The organism is Mesorhizobium sp. WSM4832, from assembly GCF_055811115.1.
On record NZ_JBVVQH010000031.1, the window covers coordinates 1 to 19,494 of the forward strand.

Annotated in this window: 15 protein-coding genes and 4 pseudogenes; 14 read left to right on the forward strand and 5 right to left on the reverse strand. The window is 59.8% G+C overall.

Annotated features, from left to right (window positions below):
* The 7 genes and pseudogenes from AC0L2L_RS31075 to AC0L2L_RS31105 all read left to right on the forward strand — a co-directional run.
* A partial coding sequence (locus tag AC0L2L_RS31075) for a transcriptional regulator domain-containing protein (RefSeq protein WP_473583662.1) occupies positions 1–321 on the forward strand: 321 nt, incomplete at its 5' end.
* 193 nt (positions 322–514) lie between these two features.
* The gene (locus AC0L2L_RS31080) at positions 515–2,332 is read left to right on the forward strand and encodes an FAD-dependent oxidoreductase (protein ID WP_473583663.1); all 1,818 of its coding nucleotides are present in this window, start codon (positions 515–517) and stop codon (positions 2,330–2,332) included.
* Entirely contained in the window at positions 2,269–2,925 is a 657-nt protein-coding gene (locus AC0L2L_RS31085; protein WP_473583664.1) for a glycine cleavage T C-terminal barrel domain-containing protein, read from the forward strand. The genes AC0L2L_RS31080 and AC0L2L_RS31085 overlap by 64 nt, the downstream gene beginning before the upstream one ends.
* Positions 2,926–3,215: 290 nt before the next feature.
* Positions 3,216–3,735: pseudogene (locus AC0L2L_RS31090) on the forward strand (CocE/NonD family hydrolase).
* A complete protein-coding gene (locus AC0L2L_RS31095; protein ID WP_473583665.1) occupies positions 3,714–4,514 on the forward strand; it encodes a CocE/NonD family hydrolase C-terminal non-catalytic domain-containing protein in 801 nt (266 codons plus the stop codon). The pseudogene AC0L2L_RS31090 and the gene AC0L2L_RS31095 overlap by 22 nt, the downstream one beginning before the upstream one ends.
* Complete coding sequence (locus AC0L2L_RS31100) at positions 4,483–5,145, forward strand: CocE/NonD family hydrolase C-terminal non-catalytic domain-containing protein (RefSeq protein WP_473583702.1); 663 nt, start codon at positions 4,483–4,485, stop codon at positions 5,143–5,145. The genes AC0L2L_RS31095 and AC0L2L_RS31100 overlap by 32 nt, the downstream gene beginning before the upstream one ends.
* A 226-nt stretch (positions 5,146–5,371) precedes the next feature.
* A complete protein-coding gene (locus AC0L2L_RS31105; protein ID WP_473583666.1) occupies positions 5,372–6,370 on the forward strand; it encodes a M24 family metallopeptidase in 999 nt (332 codons plus the stop codon).
* Between the two features lie 235 nt (positions 6,371–6,605).
* Here AC0L2L_RS31105 and AC0L2L_RS31110 read toward each other — a convergent pair.
* Positions 6,606–7,584, reverse strand: a pseudogene (locus AC0L2L_RS31110) (IS110 family RNA-guided transposase).
* 42 nt (positions 7,585–7,626) lie between these two features.
* Between AC0L2L_RS31110 and AC0L2L_RS31115 the strand changes: the two are divergent.
* Positions 7,627–7,899: a hypothetical protein gene (locus AC0L2L_RS31115; protein WP_473583667.1), complete on the forward strand. Its 273-nt coding sequence runs from the start codon at positions 7,627–7,629 to the stop codon at positions 7,897–7,899.
* 170 nt (positions 7,900–8,069) lie between these two features.
* Here the strand turns inward: AC0L2L_RS31115 and AC0L2L_RS31120 are convergent, their stop codons facing one another.
* The 4 genes and pseudogenes from AC0L2L_RS31120 to AC0L2L_RS31135 form a co-directional block, all read right to left on the reverse strand.
* Positions 8,070–10,334 (reverse strand): xanthine dehydrogenase family protein molybdopterin-binding subunit, encoded by a 2,265-nt coding sequence (locus AC0L2L_RS31120; RefSeq protein ID WP_473583668.1) that lies wholly within the window; start codon positions 10,332–10,334, stop codon positions 8,070–8,072.
* Position 10,335: 1 nt separating this feature from the next.
* Positions 10,336–10,670: pseudogene (locus AC0L2L_RS31125) on the reverse strand ((2Fe-2S)-binding protein); the annotation flags it as partial.
* A pseudogene (locus AC0L2L_RS31130) lies at positions 10,669–10,968 on the reverse strand (FAD binding domain-containing protein); the annotation flags it as partial. The pseudogenes AC0L2L_RS31125 and AC0L2L_RS31130, both read right to left, overlap by 2 nt.
* Before the next feature lie 185 nt (positions 10,969–11,153).
* Positions 11,154–11,927: an HpcH/HpaI aldolase family protein gene (locus tag AC0L2L_RS31135; protein ID WP_473583669.1), complete on the reverse strand. Its 774-nt coding sequence runs from the start codon at positions 11,925–11,927 to the stop codon at positions 11,154–11,156.
* Between the two features lie 479 nt (positions 11,928–12,406).
* Between AC0L2L_RS31135 and AC0L2L_RS31140 the strand changes: the two genes are divergently transcribed.
* The 6 genes from AC0L2L_RS31140 (at position 12,407) to AC0L2L_RS31165 (ending at position 19,305) form a co-directional block, all read left to right on the forward strand.
* The gene (locus AC0L2L_RS31140) at positions 12,407–13,549 is read left to right on the forward strand and encodes an amidohydrolase family protein (protein WP_473583670.1); all 1,143 of its coding nucleotides are present in this window, start codon (positions 12,407–12,409) and stop codon (positions 13,547–13,549) included.
* Between the two features lie 12 nt (positions 13,550–13,561).
* Complete coding sequence (locus AC0L2L_RS31145; RefSeq protein ID WP_473583671.1) at positions 13,562–14,020, forward strand: Rieske (2Fe-2S) protein; 459 nt, start codon at positions 13,562–13,564, stop codon at positions 14,018–14,020.
* Positions 14,021–14,294: 274 nt separating this feature from the next.
* Entirely contained in the window at positions 14,295–15,881 is a 1,587-nt protein-coding gene (locus AC0L2L_RS31150) for an ABC transporter substrate-binding protein (RefSeq protein WP_473583672.1), read from the forward strand.
* Positions 15,882–15,889: 8 nt separating this feature from the next.
* Complete coding sequence (locus tag AC0L2L_RS31155) at positions 15,890–16,840, forward strand: ABC transporter permease (RefSeq protein WP_473583673.1); 951 nt, start codon at positions 15,890–15,892, stop codon at positions 16,838–16,840.
* Positions 16,841–16,850: 10 nt separating this feature from the next.
* Positions 16,851–17,675 carry an ABC transporter permease gene (locus AC0L2L_RS31160; RefSeq protein WP_473583674.1) on the forward strand — a complete coding sequence of 275 codons (825 nt, stop codon included), beginning with the start codon at positions 16,851–16,853 and terminating at the stop codon, positions 17,673–17,675.
* The gene (locus AC0L2L_RS31165; protein ID WP_473583675.1) at positions 17,668–19,305 is read left to right on the forward strand and encodes an ABC transporter ATP-binding protein; all 1,638 of its coding nucleotides are present in this window, start codon (positions 17,668–17,670) and stop codon (positions 19,303–19,305) included. Before AC0L2L_RS31160 ends, AC0L2L_RS31165 begins: the two co-directional genes overlap by 8 nt.
* Positions 19,306–19,494 lie beyond the last annotated feature (189 nt).

Consider the following 19,494-nt stretch of genomic DNA (forward strand, 5'->3'; position numbering starts at 1 on the left):
GCCGACTGGCCCGACTGGCAGAATGAGAAGTCTTATCGCTATACGCGACAACTGACGCGACGCGGCTGGGCCTGGGAGTTTCTGCGGCGCAATCCGGCATTCCAGCGTGACTTGAGGCACGCGCTTGAGCACGCAGAATTTGCAGAAAGGCGCCTCAACGTAGAAGTGGTGAGATCGTCGCTCGATCTCACGCAGTGGGGGCTCCTGTTTCGCAACCTCGTTGAGGCGCGATGCGGCTGTTTTCTGGTGCTCCCGCCAATGCCCTCATGTCCTGCCGGTCTTTGCGGAAAAGGCATTGTTGCCCGGAACGCTTTCGTTTGATCTCGCTGCATTGCCATGTCGGGCGGCAATCGTAATCACAGCGGACGGTCGCCAGCACGTAATGCTGCGAAATGCTCACCGGGACCCGGCTCGAGCCGGTCGATTCAGACGGCTGCCACTCGCATAGAAAACCCACTCGGCCGCTCCCTGAAGCAAAACGCGATCGCCTTCTCCAGCCAAAAAGCGGAGAACCATGACAGCTGAAAAACAATTTCCAACGCACGCCCGCGCGGTCGTCATCGGCGGCGGCGTTGTCGGATGTTCCATCCTTTTCCACCTCGCAAAATTCGGCTGGAAAGACAGTGTGCTCCTTGAGCGAGACGAGCTTACTAGCGGGTCAAGTTGGCACGCGGCCGGTCAGATCCATACCATCAGCTCAGATCCGAACATCAGCCGCCTGCAAGGCTACACAATCAATCTTTACAAAGATATCGAGGAGACTTCCGGCCACTCGGTCGGACTTCATAACACGGGCGGGTTCTATCTCGCATCGAACAAGACCTGGTACGAATACCTGAAACGCGAGCGGTCGAAGGCCCGGTACATGGGGCTCGACCAGGAATTCATCAGCGTTAAAGAAGCGGCCGAGCGGCACCCGCTCATCGATCCGAGCCACTATCTCGCGGCGCTGTGGGACCCGCTCGACGGTGATGTCGATCCCTCGGGGGTCTGCTATGCTTACACGAAGTCTGCTCGCGTGCACGGCGCGCTGTATTACACCCACACCCCTGCTATTGAAACTCGCCAACGGAAGGACGGTACCTGGGATGTGGTCACTCCCAAGGGAACCATCAATGTAGAGCACGTGGTGAATGCCGCCGGGCTCTGGGCGCGAGAGGCTGGGAAGATGGCTGGCGTAACCATGCCGGTTCAGCCTATGGAGCACCACTACCTGATTACGGAGGATATCCCCCAAATCGTGGAAAGAATGGCTTCCGGCAAGCGCCTTCCGGCGGGCATCGACTATGAGGCTAACATCTACTTCCGCCAAGAGCGTAACGGCATGCTGCTGGGCACGTACGAGCCGAAGTCCACGCCTTGGAAGGTGTCAGGTACCCCGATGGACTTCGGCCACGAACTGCTTCTATCCGATCTCGCGCGGATCGCGGACCGGCTCGAACTCGCGTTCGAACGCATTCCGGCCCTTGGCCAGGTGGGCATCAAGACCGTTGTAAACGGGCCTTTTACGTTCGGCCCCGACGGGAACCCGATGATCGGTCCTGTCCCCGGCCTGCAAAACTACTGGGCAGCTGTCGGTGTTATGGCCGGCTTCTGCCAAGGTGGTGGTGTCGGCCGATCGATTGCGGAATGGATGATCGAAGGCGAACCATCCATTGACGTCTGGACGATGGATATCTCCCGGTTCGGTAACTTCGCTACGGCGGACTGGGGCACGGTCAAGTCCTCCGAGAACTATGAACGTCGATTCGTGATGACGTTTCCCAATGAGACACTGCCGAAGGGCCGGAGGCAGAAGACGACAGCCCTTTACGATCGCCTGGTTGCGAAAGGCGCTGTCATGGGGGTCAGTTTCGGGCTGGAGCACGCTCTTTGGTTCGCCGACGGGCCAGAGGACGCGCACGAAGAGCCGACTTTCAAGCGCAACCGGAGCCATGACTACGTTGCTCGGGAAATCGAGAGCGTTCGCACGAACGTGGGCGCCATCGAGATCGCCAACTATTCGAAGCACGAATTTGCCGGACCGGGAGCGAGAGCGTTCCTCGATTACGTCCTCGCCGGAAAGCTTCCCAAGCCTGGTCGGATCGCGTTGACCCCAATGTTGAGACCTCACCGTTGCCTGCCTCTCGGAAGACCGCTTCATGCTGTTCGGATCTGGTGCGGCACAGGAAATGCACCGGCGATGGTTCGAGCGGCATCTGCCGACCGAGGGGGTAACTTATACCAACCGTTCCGAGAAAACTCCTCTCGCGGATTACGCGAGAGGACGTGTCTCACAACGCGTTCAAGTTCCGCGATATCCGGGAATGCGTCGTGGGTGACGTTCCGGTAATCCTCTCGCGCCTGTCGTTCTCGGGTGAACTAGGCTTTGAAATCTATTGCCGTCCGCAGTTCCTCATCCGCTTGTTTGAGGCGGTTGAACACGCAGGTGGCGATCTCGGGTTGCGTTTTTACGGAAGCCGCGCCCTCATGTCGATGCGCCTCGAGAAGAACTGGGGCGTTTGGACAATGGACTTCCGCCCGGATTTCGACGCAAGTGAGAGCGGATTGGCCGCTTTCATCGACTGGAACAAGGACTTTGTCGGCAAGGAAGCCGCCGCGAAGGCGCGCGACGCAGGGCCGGCCCGGAAGCTTGTCGGTCTGACGATCAATGTCGACGACCGTGATGTCGTTGGAGACGAGGCCCTGCTCAAGGATGGGGCGGCGGTTGGTTACATCGCCTCTGGAGGCTATGGGCATCGCGTCAAGAAGTCTCTGGCGGTGGGCTACGTTCCTGTCGAGTTCGCTAGCGACGGCACTGTGCTAGATGTCGAGATCGAACGCAAAAATGTATCCGGCGGTGGTGATAACCCAACCTCTTTACGATGCCAACGGTGCTTTGATGCGATCGTAGTTCGGCGACCCCGAGTACATTCGTGTTGGTAGAAGCTTCGATAAAAATTCTCAACGAAACCGAATTCTTGGTATCGAACCTGGTCTACAGGGGACTACATGGCCCGATGCTCCTGCCGCCCGATTATCCGTACCTGCCCCGGCTGAAGAAGGCATAATCCTGTAGGCCGGCTGCGTAGCGCCGCCGGGCCTATTTCGCCGCACATCCATAGACTCCGGAGATACTGATGTCCCTCGACGCGTCGACCATGCGCAAAGTGCGCGAGAGCGAATTGTGCTGGATTCCGTTGTCAGAGGGCACACGGTTGGCCGCACGCATCTTCATGCCCGAGGACGCCGAGTGTAATCCGGTGCCGGCAATCCTCCAATATATCCCCTATCGGCGGCGTGACGCTACGCGCGCGCGATAATCTCACCCACCCTTACTTTGCTGCGCATGGTTATGCCAGCATTCGGCTGGATATCCGCGGGACCGGCGATTCTGATGGCGTGGTCCTCGATGAGTATCTGAAGCAGGAGCAGGACGATGCCGTCGAGGTGATCGCCTGGATCGCGAAGCAACCCTGGTGCAACGGCGCAGTCGGCATGATGGGGATCTCATGGGGTGGTTTCAACTCGCTGCAGGTGGCGGCGCGCCGCCCGCCGGCGCTGAAGGCGATCATAACCGTCTGCTCTACCGATGATCGCTATGCCGACGACATGCACTACATGGGCGGCTGCGTCATCACGGACATCTTGGCTTGGGGGACTAGTTACTTCGGCTGGATGTCGCGCGCGCCGGACCCGCTGGTGGTGGGTGAGGATCGCGGGCCGACATGTGGATGGAGCGGCTCGATGCCATGACCCCGGTGTTCGCCACTTGGCTCGAGCATCAGCGGCGTGACGAGTACTGGAGACATGGCTCGGTCTGTGAGGACTTCTCCGCTATCGAGGCCGCAGTCTTCGCCGTTGGCGGGTGGGCTGACGGCTATTCCAACGCCATCTTCCGTTTGCTGGCGTTTGAAGGGGCCGCGGCTCGGTCTCGTCGGTCCATGGGGCCACAAATATCCTCACACCGGAGTTCCCGGCCCGCGATTGGGTTTTTGCAGGAAGCGCTGCGCTGGTGGGATCATTGGCTGAAGGGCACCAAAACCGGCATCATGGACGAGCCGATGCTCCGAGCCTATGTGCAGGACAGCGTTCCCCCGGAATCGCACTACGATGTGCGTCCGGGCCACTGGATCGGAGAGCCGTCGTGGCCCAGCGAGAATATTCAAAGCAAGACGTTATGGCTAGCGCCGCATGCCCTCGGTGAAACACCAGACGATCAGACGACGCAGGTGGTGAATTCACCCGAGAACACGGGGATGCACGGGGGCGAATGGTGCCCGTACGGCATGGGCGGGTTGTCACCCGAGTTGCCCCTGGACCAGCGCGAGGAAGATGGCAAGTCGCTCGTGTTCGACACAGGACCACTGACAAAGCCTGTGGAGATTCTAGGTGCACCAATTGCCGTGCTGGAGATATCGGCCGACCAGCCGAACGGCCTCGTCGCTGTGCGGCCTGAACGATGTCGCGCCGGATGGAACCTCCACCCGCGTGACATATGGTGTGCTCAATCTAACGCACCGGGAGAGTCATGAGACGCCAAAGCCGCTTGAGCCGGGGACACGGTATCGAGTCAGGGTCCAGCTCAATGAAATTGGCCACATGTTTCCGCCGGGGCACCGGATCCGGCTGGCCTTGTCTACGGCATATTGGCCGATTGTCTGGCCCTCCCCGCGGTCTGTCACGCTGACCGTCTTCACGGGCGCCAGCAACCTTGTGTTGCCAACCCGGAGCGGGCGCGCCGAGGATGTTGAGATTAGGTTTGCAGAACCCGCGACGGCGCCGCAGACGAAGCATACATTGGTGCGGCAGGGAAAGGTCGAGCGTACTGTCGGGCATGACATCGTTACAGGTGAGACAGTTCACACGGTGATCCGCGACGACGGGAATTGGATGATCGACGCCATCGGCGTGGAGATGGCGTCTAGGAAGGAGGTCCGTTACCGAATCCGGCCGAACGAACCGACAAGCGCCCGCATGGAAGTTTGCGAAACTACGACCTTGCCCATCCTGGATGGCGGACTCGAGTGGAGGTCGAAACTGCGCTTTCCTCGACTCCGGATCATTTTCTCTTCGAGGCCGACCTGCGCGCCTATGACGATGACAGGCGCATATTCTCCCGGTCCTGGAACCGGCAGATTGCGCGCGATCTTGTCTAGTAGGTAACGGCCTCTGGCGCCGCAGCCGGACTTTCGGTAGAGGCGGTCGTTCCTCACAACCGATGGTGTGAACCGCGTCTCGGCAGACGACTTTTCCAAAGTCTGCTCCGCGCTTTGCGTAGACGGCAAAGCCAGATGCGTTGCCTCAACTGTGTGGCGCCGGCGACGGAGTTATTCCCAAACTCATCTTCGCAAGCTGGCGATGGATTCGAAATTTAGAGGAGACAATTTATATGAACGGCAGAAATATTGTGCAGGCGTTTGTGACATCGGAGTTTCGAGCTCGCCTAGACAAAGTGCGTGCTGCGATGTCTAATGCTGAGATGGACGCGCTGATGGTCATCTCGCAGGCCAATCAGTGCTATCTCCTAGGTTATGACTCCTTTTCAGGTTTCGAGTCGCAGACTGTACTCGTGACGTTGAATGACGATCCGTATTTTATTCTGCGCAAGATGGATGCCGACGCTGCGACCGAAGCCGGATGTTGGCTTCCTCAGGACCGTGTTGTTGGATATGCTGAAAGTTACGTGAGCGGCACCGGTAAGCAAAGTGCGTGGGAATTCATCGCGCAGTTCGTCAAGACGAAGGTGAGTGCATCCGCACGCATCGGCGTGGAAGTGTCACAACTGAGCGCGTTGGACTACCCCAAGCTTGTCACCGCGTTGGAAGGCCAGGGGCCGCTGGATGCCAGCGGGCTGGTAACGTCGTGCAGACTGGTCAAGTCTGAGCGCGAACTCCTTTATCTGACTGAGGCCGCGCTGATAGCGGACCAGGCGCTTCTTGCTGGCATCGCCAGAATTTCCGTCGGCGCACGGCATTGCGAAGCAGCCGCTGCGATTATGTCGGCGGTTTGCACCGGGACCGACGGCATTCCCGGCGGCCCGCTGCCTTATCCACCGGTCATTCGTGGTGGCAAGCTCGAGATTGCGCCACACCAGACTTTTGTTGATGCCATCTTCGCCGCAGGTAACCAATACTATCTCGAGTGTGCCGCCAGCCGGCACCGGTACGTGGCTGCAGTGGCGAGAACTGTTCACGTCGGCCAGGCCACACCATGCCGGAAGAACCAACATGAGCGTGCCATGGCTGGTTTCCATGCCGCCGTAGACGCGATGCGACCCGGCGCGACCTGCGCCGATGTCGCGCGCGCGTTTCAAGCGGCTACCCGACCGTACGGCCGCAACCGAGATGCGCGCATAGGCTACTCTGTTGGCATTGACTGGGTCGTCTAATCGCGATCGTTGAGTCAAGCACCTTTATAGTTTCTGAGACGCGTATGCCGGGTGCAGGGTCGTCTTCGCGGTCGACATCGGTCGCCGCATGATGGAGCTTCGCGGGAGGAGCCTTCAAATGTGGACGACGCACTCTGCTGAGCCAGCGGTGCGCCCCATCAAGCGGAATGGCTCTGCCCACGTCCCGGCAGGGACGTCTCAGCGCGCTCGGGGACCGAACGCTATGCCTAGGCTATCACGCTGTGGCGCCGGCGGTCCGATCGAAGAACTCACCGGCCTTCAGCATCGCGTGCATCGTCACGGCCAGTTTGCGGGCTAACAACAGCAGCTCGTTTGAAGCCGATCCGCTCGCGGAGTTTGAGGCCCCATGTCCGCAGGGCGCTGTCGGCCGAGCTGCGGGTCAGGATCACCGTGGCGGCTTCGTAGAGAAGCCCTCGCAAATGACGATCGCCGCGCCGGGATATGTGGCCATCATAATCGACCTCTCCTGATTGGTAGCGGCGGGTCGTCAGACCAAGCCAGGCGCCAACAGAGCGGGACTTCTTGAAGTTGTTGGGATCTTCAATGGCGGTGACGAAAGAGGTCGCGGTGATCGTGCCGACGCCAGGGATCGACATGAGGAGCTGACACGCTTGGTTTTGGCGCGCAGCAGCGACAAGCTGGCGTCCGAGCTCGGTGGCACGGATGCGCATGCTGCGCCAGGCTTCCAGCATCGGCAGCACGATAGGGGCGAGCCCGTCCTGATCGACAAGAAGACTCCGGACATTCTTTTCGAATGTGCTTCCCTTGCCCGCGGGAACGAGCAATCCAAATGTCTTCATGAGCCCCCGGATCTGGTTTGAAAGCTCGGTGGTGATCCTGACCAGCCGGGTGCGTGCCGCCACCAGGGTGCGGGTCAGCATGCTGTCGAACCCTTTCACCCGCACCTCACGAAAGAACCCTACTTCTGCAAGATGGGCCAAACCGTCGGCATCGTTCGCGTCAGTCTTATTCGCGGCCATGTCCAGCGCTGCTTTGGCATGGCGAGCATCGATGCAGATCGCTGGCACCCTTTCCGAGCGTAGCGCGTGATAGAACCAGACGGAAAGGGGCCCAGTCTCGAACACCACGCGTTTGGCGGCTGGCGCCCGCTTACGGATAAGCTCGGCAATGATCTTTGGATCAGAGGCGCACTTCCCGCGCCAGACGCGCTTGCCTTCACGTCGGATCGACACCGCTGTCTCTCTCCATCAGATGCTTGGGCCCGGCGTCAGGTCGTGAGCCCGTATTTCCATCTTATCGGGGAACAGCCACCTTCCAAGGATATGATTGGTTCTCTGGGCGACTCGCTCCCGCGATTACCCCATGTGGACGGTCCAAGCTTGGGGACCAATAACGATACAGAGATCCTGGCTAATATGACCTTTGTCATTAACATCCTGTACGAGCCCGGCGAAAATTACGCGTTTAACGAGACGGTTCGGATCACCGAAGTTGGCGCGGAATTGATGAGCAAAGTTCCGCGCATCCTTTTCGAGCGTCCCGCATAAAACGTGGAGCACCGACAAATTTGCCCCCTCCGGTTTTATTGCAACGGCGGAACGGGGGCGCAGACAGCCTGATGGGAGGTCAACATGGATATCGAACTGTTCGGCCAGGGAGTCGATGTTCTTGCCTCCGGCGATCGCGCGGAGCGATCCCCAGAGCGTTACTTCGACGATCAGCCTTCCCGTTCCGCCTCGAACGCCGCCAGGATGAGCGGCGGCGACATCGGAATATGCGTCATGCGCACGCCGACCGCGTTCGACACCGCGTTGGCGATCGCCGCCAGCGGCGGCACGATCGAGGTTTCGCCCACGCCGCGCACGCCATAGGGGTGGTTGGGGTTAGGGATTTCCAGGATCTGCGTGTCGATCATCGGCAGGTCGGAGCATACCGGGATGCGGTAGTCGAGGAAGCCGGCGTTCTGCAGCCGCCCGTCCTTGCCGCAGATATACTCCTCGTTGAGCGCCCAGCCGATGCCTTGCGCAGCACCCCCCTGGTACTGGCCCTCGACATAGGTCGGGTGCACCGCCTTGCCGGCGTCCTGCACCACCGTGTAGCGGATCACCCTGGTCGAGCCGGTCTCGGGGTCGACCTCGACATCGCAGATATGGGTGGCGAAGGAGACGCCGGCGCCGTCGGCGACGAGCTCGCTATGGCCGGCGATCGGCCCGCCGGTCTTGCCGGAGGCAGCCGCGATGTCCTTCAGCGACAGCGGCGACAGGTTCCCGTATTTCTCGCCCCTGGCGATCGCATGGCCCTTTTCCCAGACCACGTCGTCGACCGGGATATCCCAGGTCTGCGCCGCGCGCTCACGCAGGATCAGAATAGCGTTGCGCGCGGCCGAGATCGTCGCCATCGAGGAGGAGAAGGTGCCGCGGCTGCCGTCGGTCATGTCGTTGTAACCGAGGGAAGACGTGTCGGCGACGATCGCCTTGACCTGGGAATAGTCGATGCCGAGCTCCTCCGCCGCCACCAGCGACAGCGAGGCGCGGGAGCCGCCCACATCCACCGTGCCGACGGCCAGAGACACCGAGCCGTCCATGCCGATGTTGAGGTCGGTGCAGGTCTGGCCGCCGAAATTGAACCAGAAGCCGCAAGCCATGCCGCGCCCCTGGTTCGCTTTCAGCGGCGCCTTCATGTGCGGATGGTGCTTCACCGCCTCCAGCGTCGGCCCGATGCCGATCGGGCCGTAGACCGGGCCGTAGGAGGCGCGCGTGCCTTCCTGCGCGGCGTTCTTGATGCGGAAGTCCACCGCGTCCATGCCGAGCTCCTTGGCGAGCTCGTCGACTACGCTTTCCACCGCGAAGGCCGCCATAGGCGCCGACGGCGCGCGATAGGCCGCCGTCTTCGGCCGGTTGACCAGCACTTCGTAGCCGACGGTCTTGACGTTTTCGAGCTTGTAGCAGGCGAACGCCGTCATCGCGCCGATCTCGGCCCAGGAGCCGGCATAGGGGCCGCAGCTATAGCGCAGCGTCGCTTCCGCGGCGGTGATCGTGCCGTCCTTGCGGGCGCCGATCTTGACGTCGATCGAGGTGGCGCTGGTCGGGCCCGAAGCGCGGAAAACCTCGTCGCGGGTCATGACGAGCTTCACCGGACGCCCGGCTTTTCGCGATAGCGCCAGCGCCACCGGCTCGGCCCAGACATGGGTCTTGCCGCCAAAACCGCCGCCGATCTCGGAGGAGGTGACGCGCAGCTTCGAGGCTTCCATGCCGAGCAGCTGGGCGCAATGCTGGCGGTAGACGAAATGGCCTTGCGTGCAGACCCACAGGTCCGCCGTGCCGTCCGCGTTGACGCTCGCCACGCAGGCATGCGGCTCGATATAGCCCTGATGCGTCTGCTCGGTCTTGAACGAGCGCTCGACGATCATGTCGGCCTGGGCGAAGCCCGAATGGACATCGCCATGGCCGAACTGCGTGCGCTTGGTGATGTTGGAGGGCTTTGCCGGCTTTTCCTCCAACCCCTCGGTATAGATCGTGTCGTCGATCAGCGGCGCGTGGTGCTGCGCCGCCTCGTCGACATCGGTGACATGCGGCAGCACCTCATAATCGACCTCGATCAGCTTCAGCGCCTGCCTGGCGGTGCGAGCGTCGATCGCGGCGACCGCGGCCACCGCATGGCCGTCATAGAGCGCCTTCTTGCGCGCCATCGAATTGTCGAGGATGTCGTACATCGCTGTATCGCCATCTGTGAGGTCGGGCAGGTCCTTCGCCGTGATCACCGCCTTCACGCCGGCGAGCTTTTCCGCCTTCGAGGTGTCGATCTTCTTGATCACCGCATGGGCGTGCGGGCTGCGCAGCACGCGGCCGACCAGCTGGCCGGCCATGTTGAAGTCGGCGCCGTAGCGGGCGCGGCCCGTCACCTTGTCGACACCGTCGGGGCGGATGGGGCGCGTGCCGACGGAAGAGAACTTGCGTCCCGAAAAGCGCGGATCGAAATTCATCTCAGGCTCCCTTCATCACTTCTGCCGCGTCCTGGACGGCGCGTACGATCTTGTCATAACCGGTGCAGCGGCAAAGGTCCCGGCGAGACCAAAGCGGATTTCCTCCGCGGTCGGCGAGGGGTTCTTGGCCAAAAGGTCTTTGGCCGCGATCAGGAAACCGGGCGTGCAAATGCCGCATTGCGGGGCGGCATGCTCCAAGAACTTCTGCTGCAGCGGATGCAGCTGGTCGCCATGTGCCATGCCCTCGATGGTCTCGACCTTGCGCCCTTCCGCCTCCGCGCCCAGCACCAGGCAGGAGCAGACCAGCCTTCCGTCGACGATGACGCTGCAGGCGCCGCTTGGAGCCGATCAGCTTGGCCGCTTCGACGACGCCGGGCCATGCCTTCTTCAGCGCGGCGTTCTCGCCCAGCACGGCGCAAGGCACCGCGGCGCCGATACGGAAACCGTCAGCGGTTTCTGTGATGTCGCTCAGGCCCCCGATCGACTTGATGTCGATGATCAGATCGGGCTCGACAAAGCCGCCCTTCATCCTCACCAGAAGGTCGCTGCCTCCGGCCAGAATAGCCGCCGTACCCGCCGATCCGGCCAATTGGCCAACGGCATCTTCATTTGAAAGCGGACGTATGTAGCGCATCGTCTCCCCTTGGCTATTCGCAAATCTCAGCGACTTAGACATGCGTCGTTTTGACCGTGGACCCGAATAGGCAAACTGGACAGAGCAACGTCCGCCCAATTTAGCTGTATAAAATGAGAAATGTTTCGGGCCAGCAACCACCAGGGTGTCCCAACCTTTCGCAATTTTAGATGGACATAAGCGGCCTATCTAGCGAGAAACGCGTCGTGGAAATCTTTCGCCACAGCGCGGCCGCCGTCCAAGACAAAACCAGGATCCGATCCGTAGGTGAACAAACTGAGGCCCAGCTCTCGGTACTTCAATAGATAATCTATGGACGCCACATCGATACCGGATGCTATGCCGTACTTGTCCGCAGCAGTGGCGACTGCCCGACAGGCATCGAGCAACTCAGGCGTGAGCCTTCCCGGCTCCATGCCCAAAGAAAGGGCAAGGTCTGCCGGGCCGATAAAGAGCGCGTCAACCCCAGGTGTTGAGGCTATGTCGTCCAGATTGTTAAGAGCCTCTCGTGATTCAATCTGTAGTACCACGGCCAAGCTAGAGTTCGCCTCCTTGCGATACTCCGCGTCATTTTGGTAATAGTTCGATGCTCTCCACGCTCCAGATCCCCGCTTTCCCGCAGGCGGATATTTTGCGGACGACACAGCTTCGATGGCTTCAGCACCCGAGTTTACTATTGGCACCATGATGCCGTTCGCACCATGATCTAGCGCGGCCTTGATGAGCTCAATCCTGTTCCAGGCGACTCTGTAGAGTACAGGCATGCCGTACCGTTCAGTTGCTGGAAGAATACCTAAAAGTGCATTGGGTGGAATGGGTGCATGCTCGCCATCGACCACAAGAAAATCTAGATTTGTCTGCGCCAAATTCTCCGCGACCATCACATGTGGTATCTGCATCCAGGCCCCAATTTGCGGGTTTCCCGACCTGATCGTTTCAGCGAACGAATGTTTTGCCATTTCACGAACCTTTGTGCACCCAAGTGAGTTGTTCTCGCGGGGACGATGGCAGGTTTCTCGGTTTGTCAACATATACAGTTTGTCCAGAAGTTGGCTATCACACCAATGCGATGTTCGCTGTTAATACAGGTCGCCCGGCGGAGGGCCGCATAGCCCAATACTGTAGCGCCAGAGCGTCGGTCTCGGTTCATGAAGGCCACGGCACGAGGCGTGTCGGCGCGGCAAGCCCCATTGAAGCGGAAGTAGAGCCAGACAGCACGCCGCTACGATTCGATCGGATAGCGGTGGTTCTTGTAGGTCGGTGCACTCAGCATAAGCGCCCTGCTACCTCAATTTCCTTACCGCTCAATCAATGTGACAGCACCGTGTGATGGCCAACTTAGGGGCAAACTGTATATTTCAATGAGCTGACAAAGCTGCCATCGTCCTCACAAGCACACTCACTTGCGTGCGCTTCATGCTTCCGAATGAGAACACGAATGGAGGAAAAGATGAATTCCGGGCTAGTCAAGAGCAGTCGGAAAAAACTCACAATTGTGGACACCGATGTCCACCACTGCTACCGGGCAAAATCGGAACTGTTTCCTTATCTCAGCAAGTTCAATGCTGAGCGTTTTGCGGAGTGGGGCTTCGGTGGCATTGAAATGGACCCCCATGCCTCTAGCGGAGGATATCACGGAACGCGGGTAGATTTTGAAACGGAAGAGAATGGAGAAATATTAGGTAGTAATGGTGACGCACAGAGTTGCGGTAAGCTGTTGCTAGACGCACATGGTATCGATTTGGGGGTTCTTACTGGCGGTCCTGCGCAAACGGCGAGCGCGCTCGCCGACGTGGACTATGGGAGTGCTCTGTGCCGCGCGTTTAACGACTACTCAATGGAGCATTGGATCGCCAAGGATCCGAGGTTTAGACTTAATCTCGCAATCAACTCGCAGGACCCCTTAGGGGCAGCGGCTGAAATCGATAGGCTCGGCTCACATCCTTCTGTTTGTGGAGTCATGCTCAGTTGTGGCGCACCTAGGCCCTTTGGCCAGCGCTTTTATCATCCGATATACGAAGCATGCGCCCGGTACGGGTTAGCGGTGACGATGCATTTCGGTTCAGAAGGAGCGGGCATCAATCCGCCGCCCTCGCCGGCCGGATGGCCTAGCTACTACATTGAAATGCGTCTGCTGCGTCCGCCATCTTATGCCGTGCACCTAGCAAGCTTTATTTTTGAAGGTGTGTTCGAAAAGTTCCCGACCTTGAAAGTCGGCATGGTGGAAAGCGGATTTGCCTGGGTGGCGCCCCTGATGTGGAAGATGGATCTCGACTGGAAGGGGCTTCGTCGGCTAACCCCATGGGTAAAAAGGCTGCCAAGTGAGTACTTGGTGGACCATGTTCGTTTTGGGACCCAACCATTGGATGAGCCCGCCGATCCGGAAGCGATGAAGCACATCATCAACTGGATTCATGGTTCACGAACACTAATGTTTGCGAGCGACTTCCCGCATTGGGATTCGGATGATCCGATGATGACGTTGTCCGACCAGCCAGAGGATCTGCGCCGACGCATCTTCGCAGAGAATGCCATCGATACATACAAACTGTCGCTACCAGCAATCTCTCAAGCCGCGTAGGGAGAGGTACCGGTGCCTAAGAAATATGAAGTTTGTTACGCAGACGAAATTCCGGTTGGCGGACGACGGATTGTCAATATAGCAGGCCGGAGTGTCGGGATCTTCAACGTCAACAACGAATACTATGCCGTTCGCAACAGTTGCCCGCATAGAGGCGCGCCCCTGTGTAGAGGAATTATTGACGGAATGGTCAACGGCGTAACGCCAGGGCAGTTCGAGTACGAGCAAGAAGGCGAGATAATTCGATGTCCGTGGCATGGCTGGGAGTTTGCGATCAAAACGGGCCAGTCCGTGTTCAATCCACATAAGATTTACGTGCGCGGCTATCCCGTGAGTGTGGAGGTTAAGGCATCAACCTGCGCCGAGGCCGGCGCGGGTAGCATGGAGGAGGATCCATCGGTCGACACCTACCGTGTGTCGGTCGAGGAAACCAACGGTAACCGTCGACCTACTCTCTACATACACCTCTAAGTTAGAATATCAGGCCTGGACGAGCGCAGGTGGGAACGGCCCGACCTCCGGCGGAGGAGCGAAGCGATTTCGCTATTCTGCATCTTATTCGAGGTGGAAAATGCACGGTCACGATCGAAAGGAGCCAATCCAGATGGACGGGATCGCTTCGGACGTTCGATGGTTGGTGATTGGCCGCCTTCAATGATCGTACGACAGCGGCAAACAGCTACTTCGTGCGGGTAACAGAGAATAAACCAACAACGCATGTAGGCATGTAGAAAGGGGAACTACGATGATTGACGAATTGGGTTTTCTCAGTGAGCGCGTCGCGAGAGGTAGGCTGTCCCGACGCGAGTTTCTAGGTCGGGCGGCGGCGCTCGGCGTCAGTGCAGCGTTTGCCAACAACCTACTTGCCACGGCCGCAAGGGCGGAGGGGCCTGTGAAGGGGGGCTTGCTCAAAGCCGGGGTGGCAGGTGGATCAGCCACAGACAGTCTCGATCCAGCGGCAATATTGGGAGCAGTTACTCTAATCTTCAGCCGTCAGTGGGGTGAACAGCTCGTTGAGCGGGACCCAGATGGAGAATTACGACCGCAACTTGCCGAGGAATGGGGCGCCTCGAAAGACGCCAAGGTCTGGACCTTCAAAATTCGCAAGGGCGTGCAGTTCCACAACGGTAAGGAAATGACGCCCGCCGACGTGGCGGCTACCATGGAACGCCACTCCGACGCTAATTCGAAGTCGGCCGTGCTCCCCCTCATGCAGGGCATCGACAAGATTGCCGTCGATGGCCAGAACGTGGTCTTCACGCTCAAGGAAGCGATAGCCGACTTTCCGTTCATAATGAACTCACACCTCCTGGTGATTCAGCCGAATGGCGGCAAGGACAATCCGACTGCAGGCATCGGTACCGGTCCGTACAAGATCACGGTCAACGAACCGGGTGTTCGACATGGTGGCGAAAGATTCGCCAGTTACTGGCGCGACGATCGCGGCTTTGCTGACCAGGTCGAGATCATCATCATGAACGACGCGACGGCCCGCACCTCTGCGTTGCGGAGCGGGCAGGTCCACATCATCGACCAAGTTGATCCGAAGGTGGCTGAACTCCTCAAGCGCGTGCCTGGCATTACGATTCGTAACGTTGGCAGCCGAGGCTTCTATACTTTCTATTGCCATTGCGACACGGCCCCTTTCGACAACAACGACCTGCGGCTTGCACTAAAATACGCCATCGATCGCGAGGAGATGGTTCAGAAAATCCTGGGGGGCTACGGCTCTCTCGGCAATGACACGCCGATCAACAAGGCCTATCCCCTGTTCACCGAAATTGGGCAGCGCTCGTACGATCCGGATAAGGCAGCCTTCCATTACAAAAAGTCCGGGCATTCGGGGTCGGTACTCCTTCACACGGCCGACGTCGGCTTTGCGGGCGCGGTGGACGCTGCTCAGCTCTACCAGCAGAGCGCGGCGAAAGCGGGAATCACTATGGATGTTAAGCGGCACCCGAGCGACGGCTACTGGTCCGACGTTTGGGACAAGGAACCGTTCGCGGCATCCTATTCTGGCGGCCGCGCGACGCAGGACATTACGTATTCCCTCCTGTATCAATCTAAAGCGCCATGGAATGAAACCCGCTTTTCCAACGAGAAGTTCGACCAGATGCTGCTACAGGCACGCGGCGAACTCGATGCCGACAAGCGCAAGAAACTCTATGCCGACATGGGTCAAATCGTCCACGACGAAGGCGGCTCGATTATCCCGGTGTTCAACGACTACATCGATGCTACGGGGCCGCAGGTTGGCGGCTGGGTTGCGGATGGCAGCTTTGAACTTATGGGTGGCGGCTACGCACTCTCCAAGTGCTGGCTGCAGGCCTAAGACGGACCATGATTTCAGCCCTCATTGCCCAGCGCATAGCGCTGGGCATCCTGCTGCTAATGACCGTTTCAGTGCTGATCTTCGCCGGCACGCAGATCCTGCCGGGCGACGTCGCGCAGTCTATCCTCGGCCAGTCGGCCACCCCGGTCGCGCTCGAGAATCTCCGCAAGGAAATGGGCCTCAACGATCCGGCCCATATCAGGTACTTTCACTGGCTCTTTGGCATCCTCCAGGGCGATCTGGGCAACGCGCTCACCAGCAAGCTCGATATCGCCACCTCGATCAAGGCGCGGCTTTGGAATACCTTGTTTCTGGCCTTCTGGGCAGCGATTATCTCGGTCCCGCTTGCCATTATCCTCGGTCTCGCCGCCGTGCGCTACCGCAACGGGCTGATTGACAAGCTGATTTCCGGTTTGGCTCTGGCGTCCACTTCGCTGCCGGAATTCTTCATCGGCTATCTGATGGTCTATTTCTTTGCCGTGAAGTTCCAGATCTTCCCAGGCACTTCGATGGTCTATGAGGGCATGCCGTTCCTCGCCAAGATGCAGGCGATTGCGCTGCCCTGCACGACGCTCACGCTGGGCGTGCTGGCCCATATGATGCGCATGACGCGGGCGGCGATCCTCAACGTCATGCAATCGGCTTATATCGAGACGGCCGAACTGAAAGGGCTCACCGCATTCGAGATCATCCGCAAACATGCGTTTCCAAATGCGGTCGCGCCGATCATCAACGTCGTAGTCCTGAACCTCGCCTACCTCGTGGTCGGCGTCGTCGTCGTCGAGGTGATCTTCGTCTATCCGGGCATGGGGCAGTATCTGGTCGACCATGTCGCCAAGCGCGACGTGCCCGTCGTCCAGGCCGTCGGCCTGATCTTCGCCGCTGTCTATATCTTCCTTAACGTCGTGGCCGACGTGGCGTCCATTCTCGCCAATCCCCGCCTCCGACATCCGAAGTGAGGGCGGCACCATGTTGAGACATATACCCATCGGCGCTCTGATCGGCCTTGTGATCACCACCCTTTTCTTCCTGGTCGCCATCTTCGCCCAGGAAATTGCACCCTACAGCCTCGGAGAGATCGTTGGCGGCGTCTGGGAGCCGATGTCGGCCAAATTTCTATTCGGCACCGACAATCTTGGCCGGGACCTGCTCTCGCGCATGATCTATGGCGCCCAGACAACGATCCTGATCGCTGTGCTGGCGACACTGCTTTCTTTCTCGATGGGCGCAATCTTCGGCTTTACGGCGGCGGTGGTCGGCGGCTGGCTCGATATGTTAATGTCGCGGTTCGTCGACCTGTTGATGGCGATCCCGACGCTGATCTTCGGTCTTGTGGTGCTCTCGGTCCTACCTTCGACGCTGGTCACGTTGATCCTCGTCATGGGCACTCTCGATGCGACCCGCGTCTACCGCCTGTCACGCGCGGTCGCATTGGACTTGAACGTCATGGATTTCGTCGAGGCCGCCAAACTGCGCGGCGAAGGCAAGTGGTGGGTGATCTTCGCCGAAATCCTGCCGAATGCGCTTTCGCCTCTGGTCTCGGAACTCGGACTGCGCTTCATCTATGCGGTGCTTTTCCTGTCGGCCCTCTCCTTCCTCGGCCTCGGCGTGCAGCCGCCGGCAGCGGACTGGGGTGGCATGGTCAAGGAGAACAAAGATGGCATCGTCTTCGGCATCCCGGCGGCACTGATCCCGGCTGCAGCGATCGCCGCGCTCGCCATCTCCGTCAACCTGGTCGCCGACTGGATCCTGAACCGCACGACCGATCACAAGGGGGGGCGCGGCAATGGCTGATGTTCTGCTCAACATCCGCAATCTTCGCATTGAGGCGATCATCTATCCGCCCGGCGAAAAGCCAATGACGATCACCATCGTCGATGATGTGTCGCTGACGCTCGAGAAGGGCAAGGTGCTGGGCCTGATCGGCGAATCCGGCGCCGGCAAATCCACCATCGGCCTCTCGCCGATGGGGTATGGCCGCGGCGGCGTGCGCATCACCGGCGGCGAGGTCATCCTCAACGACCGCGATATCCTCAAGCAGGGTAAGAACGGCATCCGCCGGCTGCGCGGCAAGGAGGTCTGCTATGTCGCGCAATCTGCGGCGGCGGCCTTCAATCCCGCCCAGCGGCTGATGGACCAGGTGGTGGAAAGCTCGCTCAAGCACGGCTTAGCCAACCGCGCCGAGGCCGAACGCCGGGCGGTGGCGCTGTTCCGTAAACTCAGCCTTCCCGACCCGGAAAATATCGGCAAGCGCTATCCGCACCAGGTCTCAGGCGGACAATTGCAACGCGTGATGACGGCCATGGCGCTCTGCCCCGAGCCGGATCTGATCATCTTCGACGAACCGACCACGGCGCTCGACGTGACGACGCAGATCGACGTGCTCGCCGCGATCAAGCAAGCAATCCACGCTACCGGCGTCGCGGCGCTCTATATCACCCATGACCTTGCGGTCGTAGCGCAGGTGGCCGACGACATCATGGTGCTGCGCCATGGGAAGATGGTCGAGACAGGCCCCGCCCATCGGATCATCAAGGAGCCGAAGCAGCCCTATACTCAGGCGTTGGTCTCCGTGCACAATATCGAGCACCCGGAGACGGCGCCGACGCCCAAACCAGTCCTGTCGGTCAAGAACGTCACCGCCGCCTATGGCCGGGGCGTAGTCAAGGTGCTGAAGAACGTTTCCGTCGATATCCACCCCGCTCAGACGCTTGCCGTTGTCGGCGAATCCGGTTCCGGCAAATCGACGCTTGCGCGGGCGATCACCGGCCTGCTGCCGCCGCAGCAAGGCGAAATCACCTTCGAGGGCCGTAAGCTTTCAAACCGACTCGGCGACCGTACCAAGGAAGACCTCCGCCAGCTTCAGATGATCTACCAGATGGCCGATGTGGCGATGAACCCGCGCCACACCGTCGGCACCATCATCGGCCGGCCGCTGACCTTCTATTTCGGTATGAGGGGTGCCGAGCGAGACCGGCGCGTGCAAGAGCTGCTCGACGAAATCGAGATGGGCACCGGCTTCCTCGACCGTTATCCGGCAGAACTTTCGGGTGGGCAAAAGCAGCGCGTCTGCATCGCCCGCGCGCTTGCCGCCAAGCCCAAGCTGATTATCTGCGACGAGGTGACATCCGCGCTCGACCCGCTCGTTGCCAACGGCATCCTGAAGCTGTTGCTCAATCTCCAGCAGATCGAGCAAGTGTCTTATCTGTTCATCACCCACGATCTCGCGACGGTGAAGTCGATCGCCGATTCCATCGCCGTCATGTATCGCGGCGAGGTCGTGCGCTATGGGGCCAAGAGCCAGGTGCTGACGCCGCCGTTCGACGACTATACCGATCTCCTGCTGTCGTCCGTGCCGGAGATGGAGCTCGGCTGGCTGGAGAAGGCGACCGCCGGGCGGAAGATGGCAAGTGCGGGGAATTAGCGCTGTGACTCTTCGCGATACCACCAGTTCAATCAGGCTCCCCTGCGCCGGTGCCTCCCTCCACCCGCGCAACCTTGCCCGGCCTTCGAGCCGGGCCTTTCATTCGAATTCCCACGCGCCAAAACTGCCGTTCCGAGAGGACGCAATGACGCAATGGCAAGCCTGTCGCGCCTGAGAACATGTGGGCGA

Coding starts and splice junctions, on each gene's coding strand:
- AC0L2L_RS31080 (WP_473583663.1), top strand. CDS start 515: ATGACAGCTGAAAAACAATTTCCAACGCACGCCCGCGCGGTCGTCATC.
- AC0L2L_RS31095 (WP_473583665.1), top strand. CDS start 3,714: ATGGAGCGGCTCGATGCCATGACCCCGGTGTTCGCCACTTGGCTCGAG.
- AC0L2L_RS31105 (WP_473583666.1), top strand. CDS start 5,372: ATGAACGGCAGAAATATTGTGCAGGCGTTTGTGACATCGGAGTTTCGA.
- AC0L2L_RS31120 (WP_473583668.1), bottom strand. CDS start 10,334: ATGAATTTCGATCCGCGCTTTTCGGGACGCAAGTTCTCTTCCGTCGGC.
- AC0L2L_RS31135 (WP_473583669.1), bottom strand. CDS start 11,927: ATGGCAAAACATTCGTTCGCTGAAACGATCAGGTCGGGAAACCCGCAA.
- AC0L2L_RS31140 (WP_473583670.1), top strand. CDS start 12,407: ATGGAGGAAAAGATGAATTCCGGGCTAGTCAAGAGCAGTCGGAAAAAA.
- AC0L2L_RS31150 (WP_473583672.1), top strand. CDS start 14,295: ATGATTGACGAATTGGGTTTTCTCAGTGAGCGCGTCGCGAGAGGTAGG.
- AC0L2L_RS31155 (WP_473583673.1), top strand. CDS start 15,890: ATGATTTCAGCCCTCATTGCCCAGCGCATAGCGCTGGGCATCCTGCTG.
- AC0L2L_RS31160 (WP_473583674.1), top strand. CDS start 16,851: ATGTTGAGACATATACCCATCGGCGCTCTGATCGGCCTTGTGATCACC.
- AC0L2L_RS31165 (WP_473583675.1), top strand. CDS start 17,668: ATGGCTGATGTTCTGCTCAACATCCGCAATCTTCGCATTGAGGCGATC.